The sequence below is a fragment of the Corynebacterium sp. MSK004 genome (genome assembly GCF_030232515.1).
GTDB classification, from domain to species: Bacteria; Actinomycetota; Actinomycetes; order Mycobacteriales; family Mycobacteriaceae; genus Corynebacterium; species Corynebacterium hesseae.
Map to the genome: position 1 here is coordinate 179,853 of NZ_JASPKB010000002.1, position 24,357 is coordinate 204,209.

Here is a 24,357-nt window from a genome sequence, read left to right on the forward strand (position 1 = left end):
TTGGCGATAAATAAAAAAGTTGAGTCGATCGGGAACAACTTTGAGTTTGCCTGCGTTGTGTAGGTTGAGTGACCGGCGCTCAGGTTTGGATGACTTTGAGTGTCGCTTCTGTTAGAGTCGCTGACTGGACGCGGCAGAAGTTGAGTCGCGCACTATCAACTTAAAACAAACCCCAACACGCAAGGAGAAAAGATTATGGGACGCGCAGTAGGAATTGACCTTGGTACCACCAACTCGGTTGTATCCGTGCTGGAAGGTGGCGAGGCAACCGTTATCGCTAACTCCGAGGGTTCCCGCACCACCCCGTCCGTCGTGGCTTTTGCCAAGAACGGCGAAATTCTCGTTGGCCAGTCCGCCAAGAACCAGGCGGTCACCAACGTTGACCGCACCATTCGCTCCGTCAAGCGCCACATTGGCACCGACTGGACCATCGATATCGATGACAAGAAGTACACCCCGCAGGAGATTTCGGCCCGCACGCTCATGAAGCTGAAGCGCGACGCCGAGGCTTACCTGGGTGAGGACGTTACCGACGCCGTCATTACCGTCCCGGCTTACTTCGAGGATTCCCAGCGCCAGGCCACCAAGGAGGCCGGCCAGATTGCAGGCCTCAACGTCCTGCGTATCGTTAACGAGCCGACTGCCGCCGCGCTGGCTTATGGCCTGGAGAAGGGCGAGCAGGAGCAGACCATCCTGGTCTTCGACCTCGGTGGCGGTACCTTCGACGTCTCCCTGCTGGAGATCGGTGACGGCGTTGTTGAGGTCATGGCTACCGCTGGTGACAACCAGCTCGGTGGTGACGACTGGGACCAGCGCATTGTCGACTGGCTCGTCGATAAGTTCAAGGCTTCCCAGGGCGTTGACCTGACCAAGGATAAGCGCGCTGTCCAGCGTCTGCGTGAGGCTGCTGAGAAGGCCAAGATTGAGCTGTCCTCCTCCCAGTCCGCCAACATCAACCTGCCGTACATCACGGTGGACTCCGAGAAGAACCCGCTCTTCTTGGATGAGACCCTGTCCCGCACCGAGTTCCAGAAGATCACCCAGGACCTGCTGGACCGCACCAAGGAGCCGTTCAACCAGGTTATCAAGGATGCTGGCCTGTCCCTGTCCCAGGTTGACCACGTGGTCCTCGTCGGTGGCTCCACCCGTATGCCGGCTGTGTCCGACTTGGTGAAGGAACTGACTGGTAAGGACCCGAACAAGGGCGTGAACCCGGACGAGGTTGTGGCAGTCGGCGCTGCTCTGCAGGCTGGCGTGCTGCGCGGTGAGGTTAAGGACGTGCTGCTTCTCGACGTCACCCCGCTCTCCCTCGGCATCGAGACCAAGGGTGGCGTGATGACCAAGCTCATCGAGCGCAACACCACCATCCCGACTAAGAAGTCCGAGACCTTCACCACGGCTGATGACAACCAGCCTTCCGTGCAGATTCAGGTCTACCAGGGCGAGCGCGAGATGGCTTCCGCCAACAAGCTGCTCGGCTCCTTCGAGCTCGGCGGCATTGCCCCGGCACCGCGTGGCGTGCCGCAGATCGAGGTTACCTTCGACATCGACGCCAACGGTATCGTCTCCGTTTCCGCTAAGGACAAGGCCACCGGCAAGGAAAACACCATCAAGATCCAGGATGGTTCCGGCCTGTCCCAGGAGGAGATTGACCGCATGGTCAAGGACGCCGAGGCACACGCTGAGGAAGACAAGAAGCGCCGCGAGGAGCAGGAGACCCGCAACCAGGCGGAGTCCACCTCCTACCAGACCCGCAAGTTCATGGATGAGAACTCCGACAAGCTGCCGGAGGATCTGAAGAACCGCGTGACCGAGGCTGCCGATGCCGTCGATGAGGCGCTGAAGGGCGATGACATCGAGGCGATTAAGTCGGCCGTCGAGAAGCTCGGCACCGAGTCCCAGGAGCTGGGCAAGGCCCTGTACGAGGCGCAGGCTGCTGAGGCGGGCGCCGAGGGTGCCGCTGCTGGCGACGCCGCTGGTGACCCGAACGTCGTCGACGCCGAGGTTGTCGACGAGGACGACGAGAACAAGGAGAAGTAAACCATGACCTCCCCTCAGGACCCGGGCAACCCGGCCAATACCGACCCTGAGGCAACCTCCGCTGAGGCTGCGGAGGCTGCCGCCGCCGAGGCCGCTTCTGCCGACGGCGCCGTGGATGACGCCACGGCGAACACCGCTGAGGCAGAGGCCGCGGTAGAGGACGCCGCCCGCGACATCACCGATGAAGCGGCCGCGGGTGAGGAGACCGTTGCGGAAAACTCCTTGGAAGCTCAGCTCGCTGAGCGCACCGAGGACCTGCAGCGCCTCAACGCGGAGTACACCAACTACCGCCGCCGCACCGAGCGCGACCGCCAGGCCGTGATCGAGACCACCAAGGCCAAGGTCTTGGCAGACTTCCTGCCAATCCTTGATGACATGGAGCTCGCTCGCCAGCACGGTGACCTCAACGAGGGCCCGCTCAAGGCCATCGCGGACAAGCTCACGGGCGTGCTGACCAAGAACCAGCTGACCCCGTTCGGCGCCGAGGGCGATGCCTTCGACCCCGAGGTGCACGAAGCGGTCCAGGACTTGTCCACCGGTGACGAGCAGGTCATCGGCACGGTTCTGCGCCGCGGCTACACGGTGGGGGAGCGCGTTGTGCGCACCGCCATGGTGATTATCGCCGACCCTGCAGAGTCAGCCGATACCGCTGAGAGTCCGGATAGCTCGGACAACGCAGAATAGGTATTGCAGGTGGCGTCAGGGCTCAATGTTCCTTGGCGCCACTCTTCTTTTCTCTACTTAGTTAGCTTTTTACTTAGCAAAAAATCTTAAAACCCAACCATGAATCGACTCTCCTGAAAGGAGGAGATGCCCAGTGAACGCTAAGCCAGAATGGGCAGACAAGGATTATTACGCGGATCTGGGGGTCTCCTCATCCGCTACCGCCGAAGAGATTAAGCACGCTTACCGCAAGCTGGCCCGCCAGAACCACCCCGATGCCAACCCGGATAACCCCGCGGCGGCGGAGAAATTCAAGCAGGTGGCTGAGGCCTATGACGTGCTCTCAGATAAAGCGACCCGCAAGGACTATGACCAGTTCAAGGCCATGATGCGCGGCGGTGGCTTTGGACGGAGAGGAGGCGCCGGGTTTCCCGGCGGGTTTCGATCCACGCACATGGGTGGACCGGGTGCGCAAGAATTTGACATCTCGGACATCTTCGGAGGATCCGCTCGAGGAGCGTCTCAAGGCGGCGGTCTTGGGGATATCTTCGGTGGCGTTTTCAACCGCGGCGGTGGTGCTGGCCACACAGCTCGGCCGTCGCGGGGGGCCGACGTCGAAACGCAAATAACCCTCGACTTCCGCGAGGCAGCAAAGGGAACCACCATCCCGCTGCAGCTCAGCGGCGAAGCTCCCTGCACCACGTGCCATGGCTCCGGTTCAAAGAGCGGCAAGCTGACGACGTGCTCGACGTGCGATGGCACCGGTTTCACCTCTGAGCAGCGCGGTACCTTCGGTTTCTCGGCGCCGTGCACGGATTGCGATGGCACCGGCCAGCGCGCCGAGGACCCGTGCGCTGATTGCTCCGGTTCCGGAACGGTGCACCGCACCCGCTCGATCACGGTGCGCATCCCCGCAGGCGTGATCGATGGCCAGAAGGTACGCCTTGCCGGCCAGGGCGAAGCTGGCCCGAATGGCACGCCGTCTGGTGACCTCTTCGTGGCGGTCACGGTAAAACCCGACAAGGTCTTCACCCGGGAGGGCGATGACCTACACGTCACCGTCCCTGTCTCCTTCGCGGAGCTGGCCTTGGGCGACACCATTACGGTGCCGACCCTCGATTCACCCGTGCGCGTGAAGGTACCGGCGGGCACTCCCGACGGCCGCACGTTGCGAGTGAAGGGCCGCGGTGTGGCCAAGCGCGGCGGCAAGGCCGGTGACCTCATGGTGACCGTACAAGTTACGGTGCCCTCCACCCTGGATGCTGCTGCCTCCTCGGCGCTGCGCAATTACGCGCAGGCGGAGAAGGACTCGGGCTTCGATCCGCGCGCCGGCTGGGCCGGCAACACGGTAGCCCGCTAGGAGGAGGTGCGTGATGAGCAAAGACAGGATGAACCGAAGCGATGCGGCGCAGCCCAAGGCGATGTACGTCATCTCCGTGGCTGCGGAACTGTCTGGCATGCATGCTCAAACCCTGCGCACGTATGACCGGATGGGGTTGGTCTCCCCGGCCCGCACCTCCGGCGGTGGGCGCCGCTATTCCGAGAGCGATATCGAGCTTTTGCGCAAGATCCAGACGCTCTCGCAGGATGATGGTGTGAACTTGGCTGGTATCAAGTCCATCATCGAGCTGACCGCGGAGCGTGACCGCCTCGCCGCCGAGCGTGATGAGTTGCAGGCCGAAGTTGAGCGCTTGCGCAGCCAGGTGCGGCCATCGCGCGGCGAGCTGGTCCACGTACCGCGTTCGACATCCGTGGTGATGTGGAAGCCGCGTCGCAACCGACGCCGCGACAGCTAGGCACTTCCCCCTCCCTTGTGGGAGGGGGTTCTCCTGTTTTGGGGCCCAGCCAGCCCTGCTCGGCCTGAGGCCGCGTGCTCTTCGCCTAAAAAGTGCCGTTGTTGCCAAAGTTCTTGTTCAAAATTGCTCTGGGCCTTCGAACTTTGGCAGCAAGGCGCCTTTGGTCAACGACCCCAAAAGCTTTCCTCATTGAAAACGTGAGTTTGGCAATACTTATCGCTACACTCGCGTCCAGAGTTGTGCCGCCCGTCACGTGTAGATGCGATTGTGCGTGCGGCCACCGTTACGGTACTGAATCCATGAGAAAGGCACTAGGCACATGACTTTGTACGCAAACCCAGGCACCCCTGATGCCATCGTCAACTTCCGCGAGCGCTATGACAACTACATCGGCGGCGAGTGGGTACCGCCGGTCGATGGTGAGTACATGGACAACATCACCCCGGTGACCGGTGAGGTTTTCTGCCAGGTGGCCCGAGGTAAGGAAGCAGACATCAACTTGGCCATCGATGCCGCGGAGAAGGCTTTCGAGACTTTCGGCAAGACCACCCCAGCGGAGCGCGCGCTCCTGCTGCACCGCATCGCAGACCGCATCGAGGAGAACCTGGAGAAGATCGCCGTCGCGGAAACCTGGGAGAACGGCAAGGCCGTACGCGAGACCCTCGCCGCCGATATCCCGCTGGCTGTTGATCACTTCCGCTACTTCGCCGGCGCCATCCGCGCACAGGAGGGCCGCCTGTCCCAGATCGACCAGGACACCGTGGCTTATCACTTTCACGAGCCGCTGGGTGTGGTGGGGCAGATTATCCCGTGGAACTTCCCGCTGCTGATGGCGGCGTGGAAGATTGCACCGGCGCTGGCCGCAGGTAACACCATCGTGATGAAGCCGGCTGAGCAAACCCCGGCATCGATTCTGCTGCTCATTGAGATTATTGAGGACCTCCTGCCGAAGGGCGTGCTCAACATCGTCAACGGCGTCGGCGAAGAAGCTGGCGTGGCTCTGTCCACCTCGGAGCGCATCGCCAAAATCGCCTTTACCGGCTCCACCCCGGTGGGCAAGATCATCAACAAGGCTGCTGCGGACAAGGTCATCCCCGTCACGCTGGAGCTCGGCGGCAAGTCACCGTCCATCTTCTTCGCGGACATCATGGACAAGGACGATGCCTACCTGGAGAAGTGCGTGGAGGGCTTTGTCATGTTCGCCCTCAACCAAGGCGAGGTCTGCACCTGCCCGTCCCGCGCATTGATCCACGAAGACATCGCGGACAAATTCCTAGAACTGGCGGTGGAGCGCGTAAAGAAAATCAAGATTGGCCACCCGCTCGATACCGAAACGATGATGGGCGCGCAGGCCTCCCAGGAACAGATGGACAAGATCACCGAATACCTTGAGGTGGGCCCGAAGGAGGGTGCGGAAACTCTCGTCGGCGGCCACGTGAACAAGGTGGAGGGCCTGGAAAACGGCTACTACATTGAGCCGACCGTCTTCCGCGGCACCAATGACATGCGCATCTTCCGCGAGGAAATCTTCGGACCGGTGCTCTCCGTGGCCACGTTCAAGGACTTCGAGGAAGCCATCCAGATAGCCAACGACACCAACTTTGGCCTTGGCGCCGGTGTGTGGTCGCGCCACCAGAACACCTGCTACCGCGCCGGGCGAGAAATCCAGGCCGGCCGCGTGTGGGTGAATCACTACCACGTCTACCCGGCGCACAGCGCCTTCGGCGGCTACAAGGAGTCTGGCATCGGACGCGAGAACCACCTCATGATGCTGTCCCACTACCAGGAGACGAAGAACATGCTGGTGTCCTACTCTGAGGAGCACGCCGGCCTCTTCTAAAAGGCAGCAACCCCACGTGGCTGCCTACTAATAGCGTCGTGCGATGATGCCCAGACCCCGCAGGAATGCGGGGTCTTTCCAATAGGAGCCATGATCGCCCGGAAGTCCGCTAGCACCTGGCAGAGGTGTTGCACCGAAGGCGGGGGAGGTGGGATCGGGGCCATGGATGCCACCATGCGGACCGGTGGTAATCGCGATGGGGTCTTCGGTGTTCCGCGTGCTCCAGATCCTGCCATGCAATTGCGCGGCTCTATCCGCGGAGGCGCCCGGGCTGCCGACGAGCACGACGTCATCCGCAACATAGTCCTGTTGCGCGGCCTTACCTACAACCACCGAGCCATAGGAATAGCCGATGAGGATGTGCTGAGCCCGAGGAAAGCGCTGCCGCAAGGCGCGTTGGAAGCGGCCCAGCTCGGCGGCCCCGCGGCGCGCCGGGTCCTCGTGCGCCGCGCGGGACAGCGTGGGCGGGGCGGAGTAGCCAATCCACGCCACCGTAGGCCCATGGGTGGCGCGGGCGATGGCGCGTGCGCGTTCCACCGCAGTGGGCCAGCTTGCTGTATCGGAAGAACCTACCCCGCCCACAAACGTGCTGACCTGGGCGGCCTGTGTGCCGATGTTCTCTGGGTCCACGAGCGCCACCAGCCGCCCGGGGCTGGCCTCGAGCACGGTGACGTCCGGGTTAGTCGCGGCCAGAGAGCGAACCTCATCGCTGGCCATGGTCAGCTGGAGTTCGTGCAACTCGGTCAGCGAGAGGTCGCCGAAATCCTCCAAGCGGCTGGGTGGTTGGGCAAGCTCCGGAGTGCACAGGGCGGTGAGTTGGCGAGCGCAGGCCCAATCGAGGACGTCGGCCAGCGCATCCAACTGCCCCAGCGCCACGCTGGCGGGTTCAGCAAAGGCGGGGACTGAAGCGAGCCGCACAGCGCGTGCGCGCAGCTGTTCAATTCTCTCCTGCAGCGGCGCGTAGAGGCTCAGGATGCGCGCGGCAAGGCGCATCTGCTGCACGGGATCCACCAGGCTGTCGCTGGCGCGGTGCAGAGAGCGCCGCGCGGCATCGGCTGCAGCGCCAGAAAGCGCTAGACCTACCCAATGATGGTGCGACTCATCTATATAACGTTCCAGCTCAGATGCGTTTCGTTCCATCCCTAAAGCTTCCAAACGAAGCGCCTCGGCCGCGCTCATTGCGTTCCTTCCAAACGGGAGGAAAGCTCTGCATCAAGACCGTGGGTTAACCCCACGAAGCGGTCAAGCTCTTCCAATTGCGTCCGCCGAGCTTCTTCGCTGGCCCGCCGGGCGTCCTCCCAACGCGCGCCGAGGAAGGCAAGGGCGCGGGCGGTGCGGGGAGGTTCCTGCAAGGTAGGTAGCGCGGCGGGGCAGGCATGGCCGAAGAGGTCGCGGATCTGCTCGCGAGCAGCCCGGTCAATGTCGAGATGGTTCATAGCATCGAGACTGCGCCAGCACTCCTCTTGCCGTAAAGAGCGGCCGCCGCGGATCCGCGAAATCTGTGGATAACTAGTCCGGGCTCGTCTACCGTGGGCCGCATGAAGGTAGCAGCAGTTCAATTGACCAGTACCGGAGACGTTGAGGACAACCTCGCAGTAGCGCTCGACAAAATCCGGGAAGCCGCGGACAACGGCGCGCAGCTTATCGTCCTGCCGGAAGCTACCACCCAGAGCTTCGACTCCGGGCGTCTCGATACGCACGCGGAGGGGCTTGATGGCCCCACCGCCACCGCCGTGCGCGCGCTGGCAGAAGAGCTCGGCGTGTACGTGGTGCTGGGAATGTTCGCCCCGGCGGATACCGTCCAGCGGGGTGAGAAGACAATTAACCGCGTGGCCAACGTCGCGCTCATCGCCGGCCCCGGAGTGCTCGGCGGCTACGAAAAGATCCACACTTACGACGCCTTCAAGTACAAGGAATCCGATACCGTTCGGCCCGGCGAATCGCTCGTTGTTTTCGATGCCGGGGAGCTCACCGTGGGTGTCGCCACCTGCTATGACATCCGCTTCCCCGAGCAATTCAAGGAGCTTGCCCGCCAGGGTGCCCAGCTCATCGTCGTGCCCACCAGCTGGGCGGATGGCCCGGGCAAGCTGGAGCAGTGGCGCCTGCTCAGCGCGGCGCGCGCGCTCGATTCCACCACCTATATCTTGGCCGCAGGCCAGGCTCGCCCCGGTGGGGAGGCGAAGGCGGGGGAGGCCTCCGGGCCCACCGGGATTGGACACTCCGTCCTCGTGGCGCCGGATGGCACGCGCCTCGCGGAGGCTGGTTATGAGCCGGAGATCCTCTACGGCGAGGTGGACCCAGACACCGCGACGAAGGTTCGTGAGTCCCTCCCTGTTCTGGAGGCTTAGGCGCCTATGCCCACTGGGACTTCTTCCACGCCGCCCAGGCCTCCCAGTCATCGCCCCAGCCGTCAAGCTCCGCGGCGGAGGCCGCCCACTCGTGGCCACGCTGCCAGCTATCCGTGGTGATTGCCTCCTCCGAAACGCCACCGTCGAGCAGCGCCGCGCGCGCTAGTTCGATGCGATCGGCAGGACCGATGAGCACGAAGCGGCGGTCCGTTCCTGCCGTGAGCACCGGTTCCATCGGTTCATTGGCCACCACTGGGTTGAACCCGGCGGCCGGCGGTTGCGCGCCGAGCAGCCAGGGATCCTGCGAATCCCGAACGATGTGCCGCAGAGTGAGCTCCGGAACCAGGGCCTGCAGGTTAGCCTGAAACTCCGTGTCATAGTGCTCGCCCGGCGAGGGGGCCACGGCATAGACCTGGAGCCCGGAGGGGAGGGTGCTCCCCAGGGCGTCGAGAAGCAGTGCCCGGGCGCCTGCCCACCCGGTGCCGAAGGAAATGAGAGTGGTCTCGGAATCGAGCTGCGGTGGCTCACCGGCGGGCATGCCCAGCGTCCACCAATCGCCCGGCTGAGCCTTCGCCAGCATGGAGGAGGCCTCACCCGCCAGCGCGAGGTGGAATGTCAGCTGCCCCGAATCATCGGACGGCGCAGCCGGGGTCAGGGGGCGCCAGGTTCCGGGCGTGAGCTGCGAGGTCACCGGTACGTGCTGGCCCGCGCGGTAGTCCAGCGCCATGCCGGATTCCAGCCGGACCACAGCGGTGTTCCGGTTAGGCTTGTCCACCGCCACGACCTGGGCGCTGTGAGCAGGGGGAGTGCCGGCGACATCCGCCTCCTGGGCGGCGCTGCGCATGATTGAACACACGCTGGAAATGGTGCGCGTTGCCACGCCGTGCTGGTGCGGCGTCAGCCCCAGCACCTCCAACCCGTGCACCAGCGATGCCTCAAATTTCGGATAGATCTCGGGAGGGAAACCGTGGCGGCGATGATCACGCCCCATTTGCGCCAAGCGCTTGGCGACGTCCCCCCGAACCCCACCGTCCTCCACATTCTCCAGCACCCACGCCAGCGCGGGGGCTAGTGAGGGGTGCGTGTCCTTCATCGACAAGGCAAAGACTTGGCGGGATTCGGCCACGGTGGCAAAAAAGTGCCTGTGTACTGCATCGCGATAGTCCTCGGCATGGTTGCGCAGGTGCTCACCCAGTTCCCTCATGCCCGCCCATCCTAGCGCCTGGGGGTAGCGCCAAAACCCCCTAGGGTTATACGTCAGGGGTGGCAAAGCGGGGAGGGAGTTGTAGTGTAATCTACGGTTCATTTCCCGAAAGTGGGTGAGTCTCGTCTCAAGGATGCCGCGATGCGCGGCATGGAAGGAAGATCTCGCATGGAAGATTTCTCTGCGTACACAATCATGACCGACGTGGGCTGGATTTCCTTGCTCATGGTTATCGGCAACGTTTTGCGCCACCAGATCAAGTTCGTATTCCAGGACTTGCTGCTGCCTGCCCCCATCACCGCCGGTCTGCTCGGCTTGCTCTTGGGGCCCAATGTCTTGGGCTGGATCGGTTTTTCCGAGAACCTCGGTGATTACACCTCACTGCTCATCGCCGTGGTCTTCGCTTCCATGGCCTTCTCCATGGAGATGGGCGGCAACATGGGCAAGGGCGCTCGCAACATGTGGGGCTATTCCACCATGATGTTCACCGGCCAGTGGGGCCTGTTCATCATCCTTGGCCTCTTGCTGTTTAAGCCTACTTTCGACACGCCTGACTGGTTCGGCATGATGCTGCCCGTCGGCTTTACCGGCGGTTTCGGTACCGCCGCGGCCGTCGGCGGTGCCTTGGAGGGCGTGGGCGCTGAGGCGGCCTCCTCGCTGGGCTTTACCTCCGCTACCGTGGGTACCTTGGCCGCCATCGTCGGCGGCATCATTGCGGGTAACTGGGGCATCCGCAAGGGCAAGGTTTCGCACGTTCCGAAGCAGCTCCCGGAGGAGCTGCGCCGCGGTTACATCTCGCGCCTGGAGGATCGCCCCTCGCTGGGCCGCGCGACGACGAACCCTTCCGCCATCGAGCCCATCACCCTCCACGTTGGCTTCATCGCCCTGACCGTGATGACCGCCTACGGCATTAACAAGGGCATCGCCTCCATCTGGGAGAACGTCTCCATCCCGTTGTTTGCCATGTCCATGGTCGTGGGCCTGCTTTTCCGCGCCGTGATGAACATGGTGGGTGCTAAGGACTACCTGGATAAGGACACGGTGAGCTCGGTCTCCGGTGCGGCGACTGACTACCTCATTGCCTTTGGCGTGGCGGCCATCGTGCCGGCAGCTGTCGCGGCCTACTGGCAGGCCCTCCTGCTGCTCTTCGTTCTGGGCACCATCTACTGCATCTTCTTCCTGATGTGGTTCCCCGCCGAGTTCTTCGGTGAGCGCTGGATTGAGCGCGGCATCTTCGGTTGGGGCTGGGCTACGGCCACCGTGGCCACCGGTATTGCGATCCTCAAGATCGTGGACCCCAAGCTCAAGTCCGGCACGCTGTCGGAGTACGGCATGGCCTACATCGGCTTCGGTCCCTTCGAGATTTCTTGGACCATCATCGCGCCGCTGTCCGTTATGTACGGCTTCACCGCTGGCTTTGGCTGGATCTCCCTGGGCATCGCGGTGGTCATCTACCTCGTGTTCAAGTTCACCGGAATGATGCCGCCGCGCGGCACCATCTTCAAGGAAGGCATCGGGCATGTCGGCTCATCGAAGTAGACGCTAAAGCCCTTCGCGCGCAATCCCCCAGGCCGTGGCCTGGGGGATTGTTTTATTGGTAGGGGTGTGACTTGACTGAAGGGGAGCTTTTTGAACACATTGCTCTTTAACTGAAGATAGGGGTAAAATTAAGGATTTATTAGCGTGGCGCTCGCCCAGTGTCTACCTTTCTTCCTCTATGTGAGCGCAAACTTAGGAAGTCGTATGCATTTTCTTTATGAAGACTCACTTCGTGAGCGTGTACTCGAGTCTGCGCTTCATATCGGAGCTGCGGAGGGGGATGAGGCCATCTCCGTCGAATCCGTGGCCAAGCTGGCGGAGCTTAGCGCTACTCAGGTGCTTGCGGAGTTTCCTGACCGCGAGGCCATCGTGCGGGCGATCCCCGAATATGTGACTGACCGCAAGGTCAAGTTTCTTGAGGAAACGCTTGATGCGGCCCCAGGCTACGCGGATCTTTTTACCAAGCTGACAACTTTTACTGAGGCCTATTACGAGTACGCCGAGCGTGAGCCGGAGCTGTTCCGCTACCTCTTTGAAAAGAAGGCCTATGTCTTCGAGGACGAATGGCAGGCTCTCTTAGAAGGAAATTTGACCTATAACCGGACCTTGGACCTGATCTACGAAAGCATTGCGCTCATCGCGACGGAGGAAAAACTCCAGGTTGGAAGCGATGTGTGTTTCGAATCGGTGGCAAAGTTCAGCGTTGCTACCTTGGCCACTGTTCATGGCATGGCGCACCTCAGCGTTCTCGGCGTACTGCGGCACCAGCACTCGGTGGTGCGGCGCTTCAACCTGCGCGAGGTATGCAAGGCGCTCATCGGAACCCTGTTCAAGGCGGCGGAGTCGCTAGAAATGCCGAGCCTGCGCGATCCTATGCAGGATTACCGTGCGATGCTCGCCGGCTTTGTTCCGGACCGCGATCCAGCTCTCGATATCTCTGCGATTGAGGATTTACAGAAGCTTCCGGCGGAACGCGCGCGCATGGCCGTCATGGAACGCGCCATCCAGCTGGCGGCGCGCGACGGGCTGAAGGCAGTGACCATCGAGAACGTGGCCGAGTACTTCGGCGTCTCCGATGTGTTCATTGCTTCGTTGGTGGACAATGACTTCGTGCTGCGTGAATCCGTGGATCAGGAAACCGACTGTGAGCTTGAAACCCGCAGCCTCTACCTCCTGGAGCAGCTGCCGGAGGATGCATCGGCCGTCGACAAGCTCCTGTGCGTAGCGGTGGCCTATTTCGACTACGCGGTGACGTACCCCGAACGCTATAGTGCCTGCATCGCCGCTGCTTCTGGTTCCGTGGTTCCGCTGAGTGTGGATGGCGAGGAGCAGACCAAGATGGGTGTGTCCTTCGCATTGTTGATGCGTTTTGCCCGTGAAGCGCTGCGGGAGGCCGGGTACGAACCGGAGGATCGCCTGGTTTATATCAAGAACTTCACCCTGTGGGCCGGTGCTGACGGCATGTGCCACCTGGCTTCTATGGGTGAGTTCCGTGGTATCGACCTCGAGGAAAAGTGGTCCATCTATTACTTTGTGACGGGCGTGGTCCTAGCAACCTTTGCCTACGATCTTCCCGGCAAGCAGCCGCAGGCTATCTAGCCCGTTTAATCGTAGATAAACCTAGATAAACACCGGCTCTTCCGTTCTGCTGAATCCAGCAGGGCAGAGGGGCCGGTTTTCCTGTGCCCACGGCGTGCCAGGATAGGCGGTGTGCCAATATAGGCACGCCATTACAGAGGGAAAAGAAAACTTGAGCGTGTGCCGATCAACCTGGCGTAGACGCGGAAATTTAAAAAAGTTCTAGTTGAGTGGAACAGACTCAAGTTCTGTGGCGTTATAGACAGTGAAGCTTCCTTCGCTACTGAAAGCCGCGGGAAGGTTTGGACAAACAGTAGAAACGGAGAAACACAACAATGAGTTCTTTTAACCCCACCACTAAAACTCAGGAGGCCCTGCAGCAAGCGCTGCAGACGGCCTCCGCCAACGGTAACCCGGACATCCGCCCGGCACACCTCTTAGCAGCCATCCTTGAGCAGAAGGACGGCATTGCCGCCCCGGTGCTCAAGGCCACCGGTGTGGATCCGGAGACGGTGCTCAAAGAGGCGCGCCAGCTTATCGACGCCCTCCCAAAGGCCGAGGGCGCCAACATGGCGAACCCGAACTTTAACCGCGACGCCCTCAACGTCTTGACCCGTGCCCAGGAGCTGGCCGGCGAGCTCGGTGATGAGTTCGTCTCCACCGAGGTTCTGCTCGCAGCTATTGCGGGTTCCACGTCGGATGCCGCCGAGCTGCTGACCTCCCGCGGTGCCACCTATGACGCGCTCAAGGGCGCTTTCCCCTCCGTGCGCGGCGCGGCCAAGGTGACTTCGGAGAACCCCGAGGAGCAGTTCCAGGCACTGGAGAAGTACGCCACTGACTTAACCGCCCGCGCCCGCGAGGGAAAGATCGACCCGGTCATCGGCCGCGATCAGGAAATCCGTCGCGTCGTGCAGGTGCTTAGCCGTCGCACGAAGAATAACCCGGTGCTCATCGGTGAGCCCGGCGTGGGTAAGACCGCCATCGTGGAGGGCCTGGCCCGCCGCATCGTGGCGGGTGACGTCCCGGAATCCCTCAAGGGCAAGACCCTGCTGAGCCTGGACCTTGGCTCCATGGTCGCCGGCGCGAAGTACCGCGGCGAGTTCGAGGAGCGCCTCAAGGCCGTGCTCGATGAGATTAAGGCTTCCGATGGGCAGATCATCACCTTCATCGATGAGCTGCACACCATTGTCGGCGCCGGTGCCACCGGTGAAGGCTCCATGGATGCCGGCAACATGATTAAGCCCATGCTGGCCCGCGGCGAGCTCCGCCTGGTCGGTGCTACCACCCTTGACGAGTACCGAAAGTACATCGAGAAGGACGCCGCCCTGGAGCGCCGCTTCCAGCAGGTCTACGCCGCCGAGCCTTCCGTGGAGGACACCATCGGTATCCTCCGTGGACTCAAGGAGCGCTACGAGGTGCACCACGGCGTGCGCATCCAGGACTCAGCCCTGGTCTCTGCCGCGGAGCTCTCTCACCGCTACATCACCAACCGCTTCCTGCCGGATAAGGCCATCGACTTGGTCGATGAGGCCGGCTCCCGCCTGCGCATGGAGATTGACTCCTCCCCGCAGGAGATCGATGAGCTGGAGCGCATCGTGCGCCGCCTCGAGATTGAGGAGCTGGCCCTGAAGAAGGAGTCGGACGCCGCCTCGAAGGACCGCCTGGCCGCACTTCAGCAAGAGCTGGCCGATGAGCGCGAGAAGCTCGGCGAGCTCAAGGCCCGCTGGGCCAATGAGAAGAAGGCGATCGATGACGTGCAGACCATCAAGGAACAGCTGGAGGATCTGCGCCGCCAGGCGGAGATTGCGGAGCGCGATGGTGACCTAGCACTGGCTTCTGAGATCAACTACGGCAAGATGCCGCCGCTGGAGAAGGAGCTGGCCGCCGCTGAGGAGAAGGCTCAGCAGCAGCACAACACCATGCTCACTGAGGAGGTCACTCCGGATACCATCGCGGAGGTCGTCTCCGCTTGGACCGGCATCCCGGCTGGCAAGATGCTGCAGGGCGAGACCGAGAAGCTGCTCAACATGGAGGCCGTGTTGGGTGAGCGCGTGGTGGGCCAGAAGGAGGCCGTCACCGCTGTCTCCGACGCCGTTCGCCGTGCCCGCGCCGGTGTGGCTGACCCGAACCGCCCGACCGGTTCCTTCCTCTTCCTCGGCCCCACGGGCGTGGGTAAGACGGAGCTGGCGAAGGCTCTGGCGGACTTCCTCTTTGACGATGAATCCGCCATGGTCCGCATCGACATGTCCGAGTTCGGTGAGAAGCACTCCGTGGCCCGCCTCGTCGGTGCCCCTCCGGGATACGTGGGCTACGACGCCGGCGGCCAGCTCACCGAGGCGGTACGTCGCCGCCCCTACACGCTGGTGCTTTTCGACGAAGTCGAGAAGGCCCACCCGGACGTCTTCGACGTGCTGCTCCAGGTGCTCGATGAAGGCCGCCTGACCGATGGCCAGGGCCGTACCGTGGACTTCCGCAACACGGTCATCATCCTGACCTCGAACCTGGGTGCCGGCGGCACCAAGGAAGAGGTCATGGAGGCGGTCAAGCGCAGCTTCAAGCCGGAGTTCATCAACCGCCTCGATGATGTGGTGATGTTTGAGCCGCTGACTTCGGATTTGCTCACCGGTATCGTGGACATTCAGCTCAAGGGCTTGGCCGAGCGCCTGTCCGGCCGCCGCCTGACGCTGAACGTGTCCGACGCCGCCAAGCTGTGGCTGGCGGAGCGCGGCTACGACCCGGCCTACGGTGCCCGCCCGCTGCGCCGCCTGATCCAGCAGGCCATCGGCGACCAGCTGGCCAAGAAGCTCTTGGCCGGTGACATCGTGGATGGCGATACCGTGCACGTTGACGTCGCCGACGGCGGCGAGCACCTCGACCTAGCTGCCCGCACCGCCTAAACCGCTTCAATCGTTGAGCGCCAATGGCGCTCAACGGTCGCCAGCACCCGCTCATGCCCCTATGATCTGGGGGCATGAGCATTTTGATCTCCCCTCACGAGCTGAGTGAGAAGATTTACCGTGGTGACAAGACGACCATCCTCGCTTCCCTCTGGGCCCCAGGGGAAGGCGAGGCCTTCAATCTTTTTTCTTCCCTTCACATTCCAACCGCCCAGTACGCGGACGCCGCGTCAGCCTTCGTGGGCCTGCCGGGCTCCAAGGTCGGACGCAACCCACTCCCACAGACCGAGAAGATTCAAGAGTGGATCGATCACTGGGGCCTGCGTGAGGATAGCGAGGTCGTGGTCTACGACGAAGGCCGCGGCCTCTTCGCCGGCCGCGCGTGGTGGACGCTGCGCTGGGCGGGCATCCATAACGTCCGCATTCTCGACGGCGGCCTGTCCAACTGGCGCGCCCAGGCAATGCCCACGCTCACCGGCCCGGGCAACCTGGGCATGACCTCGAACCTTAAAGTGAAGCCGGGCTCGATGCCCACGGCCACCATCGATGAAGTCAAGGAACACAAGGGCCTGCTTCTCGACGTTCGCACGCGCAACCGCTTCGCCGGCCGCCGCGAAAACCTCGACTTGAAGGCCGGCCACATCCCGGGCGCGGTTAACCTGCCCGAGCGCCTCTTCCACACGCAGGACATCACCGTGTGGAAGTCCAAGGAAGAAATCCTGGAAATCCTTGATCAGCACGGCGTGACCAAGGAGAACGTGGACGGCGCCATCATCTACTCCGGTTCCGGCAACCACTCCGCGCTCACCATTGCCGTTCTGGAATACGTGGGCTTTACCGGCCTGCGCCACTTCGTCGGTGGCTGGTCGCAGTGGTCGGCCAACCCGAAGAATCCCGTGGAGCGCGGGGACCGCGAGCACGTCTAGAATCCGCGCGTGACCAGCGTGCCAGCGCCTATCGGGCGCGCCGGGCGATTAGAGTCGGTCAATGATGCCTTTCGTACTCTTATCCCTCGCCGCCCTCGCGCTCGCGGCTGGTCTCATCGTGCTCTGGTTGGATCAGCGCCAGCGTGCCGCACACTCCGCCGGTGACGCAGCAACCGACACCGTCACCGATACTGACGCCTCTGCCGACGTTATTGCCACCGATTCCGCCGACGGCGCAGCCGATGCCGCGGCCCCTGAATCCGCCGAGCCCGAGGCCGAACCTGTACACGCCGAAGAACCCGAGCCCACAGTAGAGCCCGCCATCGCAACCGAGCCGGAAACCACCCCAGAGCCTGAGGCAGAGCCGGCCGTAGAAGCAAGCGCAGAACCGGCACCAGCGCACAGCTTTGCCGAGCGCGCAGAGCGCGCCAGGCACCTCGTGCCGGGCAGCGCCCGCCGCGAGCGCAAGGCCTTTGGCCAGCAGCGCGGCTGGGAATACATCAAGCACGATTCCTACTTGGCCGATGAGTGGTCTCGCGGCGCCGCCGCCCGCGGCCAGGAGCCCCGGGATATCGTGGCCGGAAGCGTCCGCGGCCATGAGACGCTGCTCTTCGACATGGGCTCAATCCCCGTCATGGCCATGCGCACCGGCGCGGCCTCCGACATTGTTGTGGATTTCCGCCGAGCAGGCGAGGAAGCGGAGAACCATTCTGAGGATCTGGTGTACGTGCGTGAGGAGGAAGGCTTCGAGGTCTTCGCCACCGACGCCGGCGTGGGACAGCGCCTCATCGATGCCCGCGTCACCGACGCGCTGAGCCGCCTTCCCGCCGAGGTGACCGCCGTGTGGATGGAGGGGGAGTGGGCGCTTGCCCAGACCACCCGGCAGGCGCGCAGCGCAGAGTGGGAAGAGCTGCTCGAGCCACTGGCCACGCTCGCCGATTCCGCCCGCGTGCTCCCACCGCGCTCCGAGGCTGCCCAAGTGCTGCGCGTTGATGAGCTCGACCCGAGCCGCGATATCCCGGAGCCCCCGCAACCGGAGCCGACCGGGCCCACGGCAGTTCCGGATCGTGATGATTCCCTCGACACCCCGACCATCCAGCGCCCCACCGAGCCGGTGGTCATGCCGAGCCGCACTACCAGCGAAGCCCGCGGCACCATCGACCATTCCAGCTTGGGTGCGGACGAGGTGGACGCGATTGCCGACGGCCACGAACACCCCGCCCCCGAAAATAACCAGGCCCGCCTCCCACGCCGTTTCGACGGCGGCTCCTCCATCTTCGACTAGACCTGCCGGCCCGGCACCAGCACTAGTCGCGGGCAACCGTGCGGCAAGAGGGTAAACTACAGGGCGGATTTTTCAAGGCTATAAAGCCACAGACTTTAAGGAGCGAGCGATGAGCCTGGATCAGCAGAAGAAGCAACGCCTAGCAGAGCTGGTGAAGGAGCTGGCCGTCGTCCACGGCAAAGTCACGCTGTCCTCCGGCAAGGAGGCCGATTACTACGTGGACCTGCGCCGCGCCACCCTGCAGCACGAGGCCTCGCGCCTGATCGGCGCGCTGCTGCGTCAGCTCACCGCCGACTGGGACTACGCCGCCGCCGGCGGCCTGACCATGGGTGCGGACCCGGTCGGGTTGGCCATCATGCACGCCGACGGCCGCGATATCGATGCCTTCGTCGTCCGCAAGGAAGCCAAGAAGCACGGCATGCAGCGCCAGATCGAGGGCTTTAACGTTGAGGGCCAGAAGGTGCTCGTCGTCGAGGACACCACCACGACCGGCAACTCCCCACTGACCGCAGTGAAGGCGCTGCGCAAGGCAGGCGCCGAAGTCGTCGGCGTGGCCACCGTGGTGGATCGCAACACCGGTGCTGGCGATGCCATCGCCGCCGAGGGCTTGGAGTACCGCTACCTGCTGGGCCTTGAGGACCTCGGCCTTGCCTAAGCCCGAGGAAGAAGCGGAAGCCAAGGGCCCTACCGAATGGAATGAGGGCCGCCACGGTGTTGGCCCTTGGGAGGGCCCGATCCCGCAGGGCCCGGAGGCGGAGAAGTACGATCCCGAGCTGCTCGCGGAAGGGGATCGTCGCAACGTCGTCGACGCCTACCGCTACTGGACGCGCGAGGCGATCCGGGAGGACATCGATAAGCGCCGGCACGCCCTGCACATCGCCATCGAGAACTTCGAGAACGATTCCAACATCGGCACCGTGGTGCGCACCGCCAACGCCTTTGCTGTCGACACCGTCCACATCGTGGGCCGGCGCCGCTGGAACCGGCGCGGCGCCATGGTGACTGACAGGTACCAGCACCTCATGCACCACGCGAACGTCAGCGATCTGATGGCCTGGGCTGCCGACCAAGACTTAACCGTCGTGGCCATCGATAACACCCCCGGGTGCGTTCCACTGGAGACCGCGGAATTGCCCGAGCGCTGCCTGCTCCTCTTCGGGCAGGAGGGGCCCGGGGTGAGCCCGGAGGCACAAGATGCGGCGCTGATGACCTGTTCCATCGCGCAATTTGGTTCGACTCGCTCCATCAACGCGGGCGTGGCCGCAGGCATCGCCATGCATGCGTGGATTCGCCAGCATGCGGATTTATCAAAAGCTTGGTGAGATCCCGCGCACTGTGTTTACATCTAGGTAACGAATTCACATTTAAGAATGATGAGACAACAGTGTTAGAGAAATGGTCCCACCGCGCTGACCTCGCGGAGACAGCCATCAATGAGCGCCACGCGCAAGCCGTGTGGGGCTTGCCTCGTACCAACCTTGCCGTGGTGAGTTGGCCACCCACCACCAAAGAATCGCTCTTTGTGCACTGGCATTATTGGTGGCAGGCGCACTATTTGGACTGTCTTGTCGACGCCGCCTTGCGCAAGAACACCAAGGCCCGCCGCGCGCGCATTTCCGATACCATCCGCGGCATCCACGTGCGCAACCTCCGCGCGCTGACGAAGAACCGCTACTACGACGACAAGGCCTGGATGGCCCTGGCTATTTCCCGTGCCGGTGAACTGAAGAAGCAGCGCCCCTACAAGAAGTTGGGCACCCTGCAGCACAACATCCGCGATGGCATCGATTCCCAGGTGGGCGTGCTGCCGTGGCGCGAGGGCGAGACCTTCCTCAACGTTCCTTCCAACGGGCCGGGCGCTATCATGCTCGCCCGCATGGGGCGCGTGGATGAGGCCCGCCACATCGTGGACTGGATCTACGATCACCTCATCGATGACGATGGCTTCGTCATGGACGGCATCCGCATGCGCATGGACGGGCAGGAAATCGTCCGCAATATCCACCCCTACTGCCAGGGCGTGGTGCTCGGTGCTTGCTTGGAGATTGTGCTGGCGCTGCGGAAGCAGACGGGCCTGCGCTCCGTGGAGGACATCGACACCATTCATGAGGCCGAGCTCGCCGCGGACATGATGGACTACACCACCCGGATCCGCGGCCTCGTCCAGGCAGTAGCCACGGGAATGGCAACGTATACGGGTGTCATTGATTGGCAGACTGGCGACGGCGACGGTGGCCTCTTCAAAGGCATCCTTGCCCGCTACCTGGCTGACGTGGCGGTGCGCCTGCCGGGTGATTCCCCGGCTAACCGCGCGACGAAGAAGCTGGCCGCGCGGCTGGTGACGGCCTCGGCGGAATCCGTCTGGGAACACCGCCTAGAGGTGGACGGCTTGCCCATTTTCGGCTCCGACTGGACCGCGGATGCGAAGCTGCCCCACAACTACGGTTTTGGGCCTTCCTCCTTGGGTCAGAAGGTGGGCATTATCCGCGTGGCTGAGCGCGATTTGTCCGTTCAATTGTCCGGTTGGATGTTGTTGGAAGCCTGCACCCGAATTGTGAAGTACAAGTCAGAATCCGCCTGACGGCAGAATATGCCCAGCTCAAGGGGGCGTTTAAACCCGTGGGAGCCGGGGTTTAAGTGAGGTCACACCGCTTCTCGCGGCGGAAAACCACAATAACAGGCATACTTGGATGTTGGAACGTGTTGTTTCGCTGGTTTGTGAGACGGCACGGCTTACTGCACAGCAACTCCAAAGGATGGAATTTCATGCCTATTGCAACCCCTGAGGTTTATAACCAGATGCTGGATACCGCCAAGAAGGGCGGCTTCGCATTCCCGGCAATTAACTGCACCTCCTCCGAAACCATCAACGCCGCACTCCGCGGCTTCGCCGAGGCTGAGTCCGACGGCATCATCCAGTTCTCCACCGGCGGCGCTGAGTTCGGTTCCGGCCTGTCCGTGAAGAACAAGGTTGCCGGCGCCAAGGCACTGGCTGCCTTCGCTCACGAGGCTGCAAAGCACTACGGCATTAACGTTGCGCTGCACACTGACCACTGCCAGAAGGAAGTCCTGGATGAGTACGTGCGCCCGCTGATCGCCTTCTCCCAGGAGCGCGTTGACCGCGGCGAGCTTCCGCTCTTCCAGTCCCACATGTGGGATGGCTCCGCTATCCCGATCGATGAGAACCTCGTGATTGCCCAGGAGCTCCTCGAGAAGGCCCACAACGCCAACATCATCCTCGAGGTTGAGATTGGCGTCGTCGGCGGTGAAGAGGACGGTGTTCAGGCCAAGGCCGGCGCTAACCTCTACACCTCCCCGGAGGACTTCGAGAAGACCGTCGATGCCCTCGGCACCGGCGAGAAGGGCCGCTACCTGCTGGCCGCTACCTTCGGCAACGTCCACGGCGTCTACAAGCCGGGCAACGTGAAGCTGCGCCCGGAGGTCCTGGATGAGGGCCAGAAGACCGTCGTGAAGAAGCTCGGCCTGGAAGAAGGCTCCCAGCCCTTCGACTTCGTCTTCCACGGCGGCTCCGGCTCCGAGAAGGAGAAGATTGAGCAGGCTCTGGGCTACGGCGTTGTCAAGATGAACGTGGACACCGACACCCAGTACGCCTTCACCAACCCGGTTGCCCGCCACATGTTTGCTAACTACGACGGCGTCTTCAAGATCGACGGCGAGGTTGGCAACAAGAAGGTCTACGACCCGCGCTCCTACATGAAGAAGGCTGAGCAGGGCATGGCTGACCGCGTGGTTGAGGCCTGCACCGACCTGCACTCCGTGGGCAAGACCGTTTCTAAGTAAACCAACGCCCCGCTGACGCCGGCGCCAACCAGCCGCAGGCTCTAAGCGGCGTCAGCACATCTCAACAAGCCACCCTTCGCCCTCGAGGGGTGGCTTTTGCATACCCAACCCCATCATCAGAACGCGTAAAATACCGGAATCATGGAAGCGCAAGAGTCATCGTCGAATTCGTCACCGGGAGCCAAACGCGTCCGCAGGACTACCCGCGAGCAGCTGCGGTTGGTGGATAAATCTCTGAAGTCGCGCTTCACGCGTATTCGCAACCGCCTGGTGTTCATGATTCAGAGCACCCTCGGTGCCGGTTTGGCGTTCTACGTTGCGCATGACTTTTTCGGCCACGAGCAGCCCTTCTTTGCCCCGATGGCCGTCATCATCATCCTCGGCCTTTCGGGAAGTGACCGCCTCAAGCGCGCCGTCGATATGTCCATCGGCGGCATCGTGGGCGTGCTGGTGGGCACGCTGCTTGTCGACGCCCTCGGGACCGGCCCCATCCACATGACTATCATCATCGGTTTAGCGCTGGTGATCGGCTCTTTCGTCACGGGGTCGCAGCTGGTGAGCAACCAGATCGTCATCGCCGCCATCCTTATCGCCACCATTCTTCCGCCAGAAGAAATGGGCGGGCTCTCCCGCGCCATCGACGCCATCATCGGCGCGGTTATCGGCCTCACGATGATCGTGCTGATTCCCTCCTCACCCCTGCGGGCGGGCCGTTCGGAAGTCTCGAAGGTCCTGGGCATTACGGCCTCGGTTCTCTCCGATGTCTCCAGGGGCCTTGCGGACAATGATCCAGAAACCATCATGGAGGCTCGCGATGCCGTGCGCGGCACGCAAGATGACATCAATAACATGCTCAACGCCACCAAAGGCGGCGCGGAGACCGCAAAGCTCTCGCCCTTCCTGTGGAGCTCGCAGCGCAACGTCCGCTCGCTGGAGCGCATCCTCACGCCCGTCGATAACGTGGTTCGCGGCACCCGCGTGCTGTCCCGCCGCGCCCTCGTGCTCGCCGAGGACGGCGACCAGGCCACTGCCGAGCAAGTGGAGCTTATCGACGAGCTGGCCGAAATCACGATGGAGCTCTCTGACCTCTATACCCACCAAACTGCGCATGAGCGCCGCGTGGATGAGGCGCATGCCATTCCGGAGATAGTCAAACGCCTGCGCCAGTTGGCAGCGCGCTGCTCGATGGACGTCGCCGGCGAGGAAGCAGTGCTCTCCGCCTATGCTGTACTGGCCCAGACTCGCTCCGTCATCGTGGACCTGCTCATGGTGTGCGGCATGTCGCGTGAGTCCGCCGTGGCGCAGCTGGTGCCCACCTCGAAGCACCCGGCCTACCCGCCGGAGGTGCGGGAAGAGGACTAGGGGTGTACTGCCTAGGGCCGCACTATCTGTAGGTCCCGCAGGTGACGGTAGAACGTCACGCGCTTGACCGGGCGCTTGGCGCGGACTCCATCGACGCTGACGCTGAGCGCCGGTCCCCCTGCCTGCACCGCCCGGCCCTGCACGACGCTGGATGGGTCGAGCTGCCCTGGTTGGGCAGGCTTGCGCATGCGGGCGAAGAGCCCACGGCGCGGCGCTGCGTCCGCCTCAAAACTTGTCACCGCCTTCGCCGCCACGATGCCCGGCGCATCCGTCATCGGCACGAGCTTCGCACCGAAGACATCCTTCTCGCGGTCTGCGCGCAGCAGCACGGCATCGTCAACGATGATCTCACCGGTGATCTCCTCGTTCGACCACTCCGCAATCGTTGCCGAACCCGCCACGGCGAGGCCCGCATCATTGCGGATGAGCGGCACTGGCTTGACGGGTGCGGTCATGGCAAAGGTGAGAGCCTCCTCCGAGGCAGCACCTCGCTCGTCGAGAACTTGCCCCGGTTCTGGCAATTTCAGGCCCCAATTCAGCGCCGCGGTGGAGCGCTCCCCAGTTGGGACGTAGCCTACCTCGGCCCACAGGTAATCCGCCCGCATCATGCGCGTCAGCACGGCGCTCAGCGCGGCGTCGTTGCCAATGACCACGACGCGCAGCGGCTCACGCAGGAACGGTGCCTGGGGCGCTGGCCCCGGCGCCCCAAGGTGGCTCACGTCCGGCTGCGCGGCAATCTCATCCAGCGATGGGGTGGGGTCTTCCGGGAGAATCTCGCTGGCCAGGGTATCAATAGCCTTCAACTCCTGCCGGCTGGGAACCTCTGCGAAGCGGAAGTGCTCGACGCGTATTCCGCGCTGGGAGGCCTCAATGAGGGCAGTGGTGTGGGCGTCGGTGAAGTGGCCGCCGCAGTCTACAAGCGCACAGATCATACAAGAAGCATAGAAGCGTGGAAAGAGCTTCGCTAAAACACGCCATGCGCGGCATGCAGACAGTGGAGCTTTCCCCAGAAAAGTAGTGCACATCACAATGCGCCAGTAGGCTCCAAGGCAACGCCCAACTTCTTAGCAATCAATTC

General features: G+C 62.9%; 20 protein-coding genes. 16 read left to right on the plus strand and 4 right to left on the minus strand.

Going from position 1 to position 24,357, the window contains the following annotated elements; translation table 11 throughout:
- Positions 1–195: 195 nt before the first annotated feature.
- The 5 genes from dnaK to exaC all read left to right on the plus strand — a co-directional run bounded on the left by dnaK (position 196) and on the right by exaC (position 6,339).
- Positions 196–2,040: a molecular chaperone DnaK gene (gene dnaK, locus QP999_RS03400; protein WP_284847681.1), complete on the plus strand. Its 1,845-nt coding sequence runs from the start codon at positions 196–198 to the stop codon at positions 2,038–2,040.
- Positions 2,041–2,043: 3 nt separating this feature from the next.
- The gene (gene grpE, locus QP999_RS03405; RefSeq protein WP_070532063.1) at positions 2,044–2,724 is read left to right on the plus strand and encodes a nucleotide exchange factor GrpE; all 681 of its coding nucleotides are present in this window, start codon (positions 2,044–2,046) and stop codon (positions 2,722–2,724) included.
- A gap of 133 nt (positions 2,725–2,857) precedes the next feature.
- Positions 2,858–4,063 (plus strand): molecular chaperone DnaJ, encoded by a 1,206-nt coding sequence (gene dnaJ, locus QP999_RS03410; RefSeq protein ID WP_070624194.1) that lies wholly within the window; start codon positions 2,858–2,860, stop codon positions 4,061–4,063.
- Positions 4,064–4,076: 13 nt separating this feature from the next.
- Positions 4,077–4,499: a heat shock protein transcriptional repressor HspR gene (locus tag QP999_RS03415; RefSeq protein WP_070523924.1), complete on the plus strand. Its 423-nt coding sequence runs from the start codon at positions 4,077–4,079 to the stop codon at positions 4,497–4,499.
- 319 nt (positions 4,500–4,818) lie between these two features.
- Entirely contained in the window at positions 4,819–6,339 is a 1,521-nt protein-coding gene (gene exaC / locus QP999_RS03420) for an acetaldehyde dehydrogenase ExaC (protein ID WP_070532076.1), read from the plus strand.
- Positions 6,340–6,366: 27 nt separating this feature from the next.
- On the opposite strand, the gene QP999_RS03425 is transcribed toward exaC, so the two are convergent.
- Together QP999_RS03425 and QP999_RS03430 are read right to left on the minus strand one after the other, a co-directional pair.
- Positions 6,367–7,479 (minus strand): alpha/beta hydrolase, encoded by a 1,113-nt coding sequence (locus QP999_RS03425; protein ID WP_284847682.1) that lies wholly within the window; start codon positions 7,477–7,479, stop codon positions 6,367–6,369.
- 35 nt (positions 7,480–7,514) lie between these two features.
- A complete protein-coding gene (locus QP999_RS03430; protein ID WP_154762684.1) occupies positions 7,515–7,775 on the minus strand; it encodes a hypothetical protein in 261 nt (86 codons plus the stop codon).
- Between the two features lie 102 nt (positions 7,776–7,877).
- Between QP999_RS03430 and QP999_RS03435 the strand changes: the two genes are divergently transcribed.
- Positions 7,878–8,687, plus strand: a complete 810-nt coding sequence (locus QP999_RS03435; protein ID WP_154762685.1) for a carbon-nitrogen hydrolase family protein — start codon at positions 7,878–7,880, stop codon at positions 8,685–8,687.
- 4 nt (positions 8,688–8,691) lie between these two features.
- Here QP999_RS03435 and QP999_RS03440 read toward each other — a convergent pair whose 3' ends face one another.
- The gene (locus tag QP999_RS03440) at positions 8,692–9,891 is read right to left on the minus strand and encodes an FAD-binding oxidoreductase (protein ID WP_284847683.1); all 1,200 of its coding nucleotides are present in this window, start codon (positions 9,889–9,891) and stop codon (positions 8,692–8,694) included.
- A 168-nt stretch (positions 9,892–10,059) separates the two neighbouring features.
- On the opposite strand from QP999_RS03440, the gene QP999_RS03445 reads away from it, so the two are divergent.
- The 10 genes from QP999_RS03445 to QP999_RS03490 all read left to right on the plus strand — a co-directional run bounded on the left by QP999_RS03445 (position 10,060) and on the right by QP999_RS03490 (position 23,279).
- A complete protein-coding gene (locus QP999_RS03445; RefSeq protein WP_070532091.1) occupies positions 10,060–11,430 on the plus strand; it encodes a sodium/glutamate symporter in 1,371 nt (456 codons plus the stop codon).
- 204 nt (positions 11,431–11,634) lie between these two features.
- Complete coding sequence (locus QP999_RS03450; RefSeq protein WP_284847684.1) at positions 11,635–13,029, plus strand: TetR/AcrR family transcriptional regulator; 1,395 nt, start codon at positions 11,635–11,637, stop codon at positions 13,027–13,029.
- A 314-nt stretch (positions 13,030–13,343) separates the two neighbouring features.
- Positions 13,344–15,905, plus strand: coding sequence for an ATP-dependent chaperone ClpB (gene clpB, locus QP999_RS03455; RefSeq protein WP_284847685.1), 2,562 nt, complete (start codon positions 13,344–13,346; stop codon positions 15,903–15,905).
- Between the two features lie 74 nt (positions 15,906–15,979).
- Positions 15,980–16,831 carry a sulfurtransferase gene (locus QP999_RS03460; RefSeq protein WP_101736091.1) on the plus strand — a complete coding sequence of 284 codons (852 nt, stop codon included), beginning with the start codon at positions 15,980–15,982 and terminating at the stop codon, positions 16,829–16,831.
- Positions 16,832–16,892: 61 nt separating this feature from the next.
- Entirely contained in the window at positions 16,893–18,116 is a 1,224-nt protein-coding gene (locus QP999_RS03465) for a TtfA family protein (protein WP_284847686.1), read from the plus strand.
- A 109-nt stretch (positions 18,117–18,225) separates the two neighbouring features.
- Entirely contained in the window at positions 18,226–18,771 is a 546-nt protein-coding gene (gene pyrE / locus QP999_RS03470) for an orotate phosphoribosyltransferase (protein WP_193629435.1), read from the plus strand.
- Positions 18,764–19,438, plus strand: a complete 675-nt coding sequence (locus QP999_RS03475; RefSeq protein WP_284847687.1) for a TrmH family RNA methyltransferase — start codon at positions 18,764–18,766, stop codon at positions 19,436–19,438. Before pyrE ends, QP999_RS03475 begins: the two co-directional genes overlap by 8 nt.
- Before the next feature lie 62 nt (positions 19,439–19,500).
- Positions 19,501–20,697, plus strand: coding sequence for a glycoside hydrolase family 76 protein (locus QP999_RS03480; protein WP_070523604.1), 1,197 nt, complete (start codon positions 19,501–19,503; stop codon positions 20,695–20,697).
- Positions 20,698–20,882: 185 nt separating this feature from the next.
- Complete coding sequence (gene fbaA, locus QP999_RS03485; protein ID WP_070523601.1) at positions 20,883–21,917, plus strand: class II fructose-bisphosphate aldolase; 1,035 nt, start codon at positions 20,883–20,885, stop codon at positions 21,915–21,917.
- Positions 21,918–22,058: 141 nt separating this feature from the next.
- Positions 22,059–23,279, plus strand: a complete 1,221-nt coding sequence (locus QP999_RS03490) for an FUSC family protein (RefSeq protein ID WP_070564041.1) — start codon at positions 22,059–22,061, stop codon at positions 23,277–23,279.
- A gap of 11 nt (positions 23,280–23,290) precedes the next feature.
- Here QP999_RS03490 and QP999_RS03495 read toward each other — a convergent pair whose 3' ends face one another.
- Positions 23,291–24,211, minus strand: coding sequence for a hypothetical protein (locus tag QP999_RS03495; protein WP_284847688.1), 921 nt, complete (start codon positions 24,209–24,211; stop codon positions 23,291–23,293).
- Positions 24,212–24,357 lie beyond the last annotated feature (146 nt).

Coding starts and splice junctions, on each gene's coding strand:
- dnaK (WP_284847681.1), top strand. CDS start 196: ATGGGACGCGCAGTAGGAATTGACCTTGGTACCACCAACTCGGTTGTA.
- grpE (WP_070532063.1), top strand. CDS start 2,044: ATGACCTCCCCTCAGGACCCGGGCAACCCGGCCAATACCGACCCTGAG.
- QP999_RS03415 (WP_070523924.1), top strand. CDS start 4,077: ATGAGCAAAGACAGGATGAACCGAAGCGATGCGGCGCAGCCCAAGGCG.
- exaC (WP_070532076.1), top strand. CDS start 4,819: ATGACTTTGTACGCAAACCCAGGCACCCCTGATGCCATCGTCAACTTC.
- QP999_RS03425 (WP_284847682.1), bottom strand. CDS start 7,479: ATGGAACGAAACGCATCTGAGCTGGAACGTTATATAGATGAGTCGCAC.
- QP999_RS03430 (WP_154762684.1), bottom strand. CDS start 7,775: ATGAACCATCTCGACATTGACCGGGCTGCTCGCGAGCAGATCCGCGAC.
- QP999_RS03435 (WP_154762685.1), top strand. CDS start 7,878: ATGAAGGTAGCAGCAGTTCAATTGACCAGTACCGGAGACGTTGAGGAC.
- QP999_RS03440 (WP_284847683.1), bottom strand. CDS start 9,891: ATGAGGGAACTGGGTGAGCACCTGCGCAACCATGCCGAGGACTATCGC.
- QP999_RS03445 (WP_070532091.1), top strand. CDS start 10,060: ATGGAAGATTTCTCTGCGTACACAATCATGACCGACGTGGGCTGGATT.
- QP999_RS03450 (WP_284847684.1), top strand. CDS start 11,635: ATGCATTTTCTTTATGAAGACTCACTTCGTGAGCGTGTACTCGAGTCT.
- clpB (WP_284847685.1), top strand. CDS start 13,344: ATGAGTTCTTTTAACCCCACCACTAAAACTCAGGAGGCCCTGCAGCAA.
- QP999_RS03460 (WP_101736091.1), top strand. CDS start 15,980: ATGAGCATTTTGATCTCCCCTCACGAGCTGAGTGAGAAGATTTACCGT.
- QP999_RS03465 (WP_284847686.1), top strand. CDS start 16,893: ATGATGCCTTTCGTACTCTTATCCCTCGCCGCCCTCGCGCTCGCGGCT.
- pyrE (WP_193629435.1), top strand. CDS start 18,226: ATGAGCCTGGATCAGCAGAAGAAGCAACGCCTAGCAGAGCTGGTGAAG.
- fbaA (WP_070523601.1), top strand. CDS start 20,883: ATGCCTATTGCAACCCCTGAGGTTTATAACCAGATGCTGGATACCGCC.
- QP999_RS03490 (WP_070564041.1), top strand. CDS start 22,059: ATGGAAGCGCAAGAGTCATCGTCGAATTCGTCACCGGGAGCCAAACGC.
- QP999_RS03495 (WP_284847688.1), bottom strand. CDS start 24,211: ATGATCTGTGCGCTTGTAGACTGCGGCGGCCACTTCACCGACGCCCAC.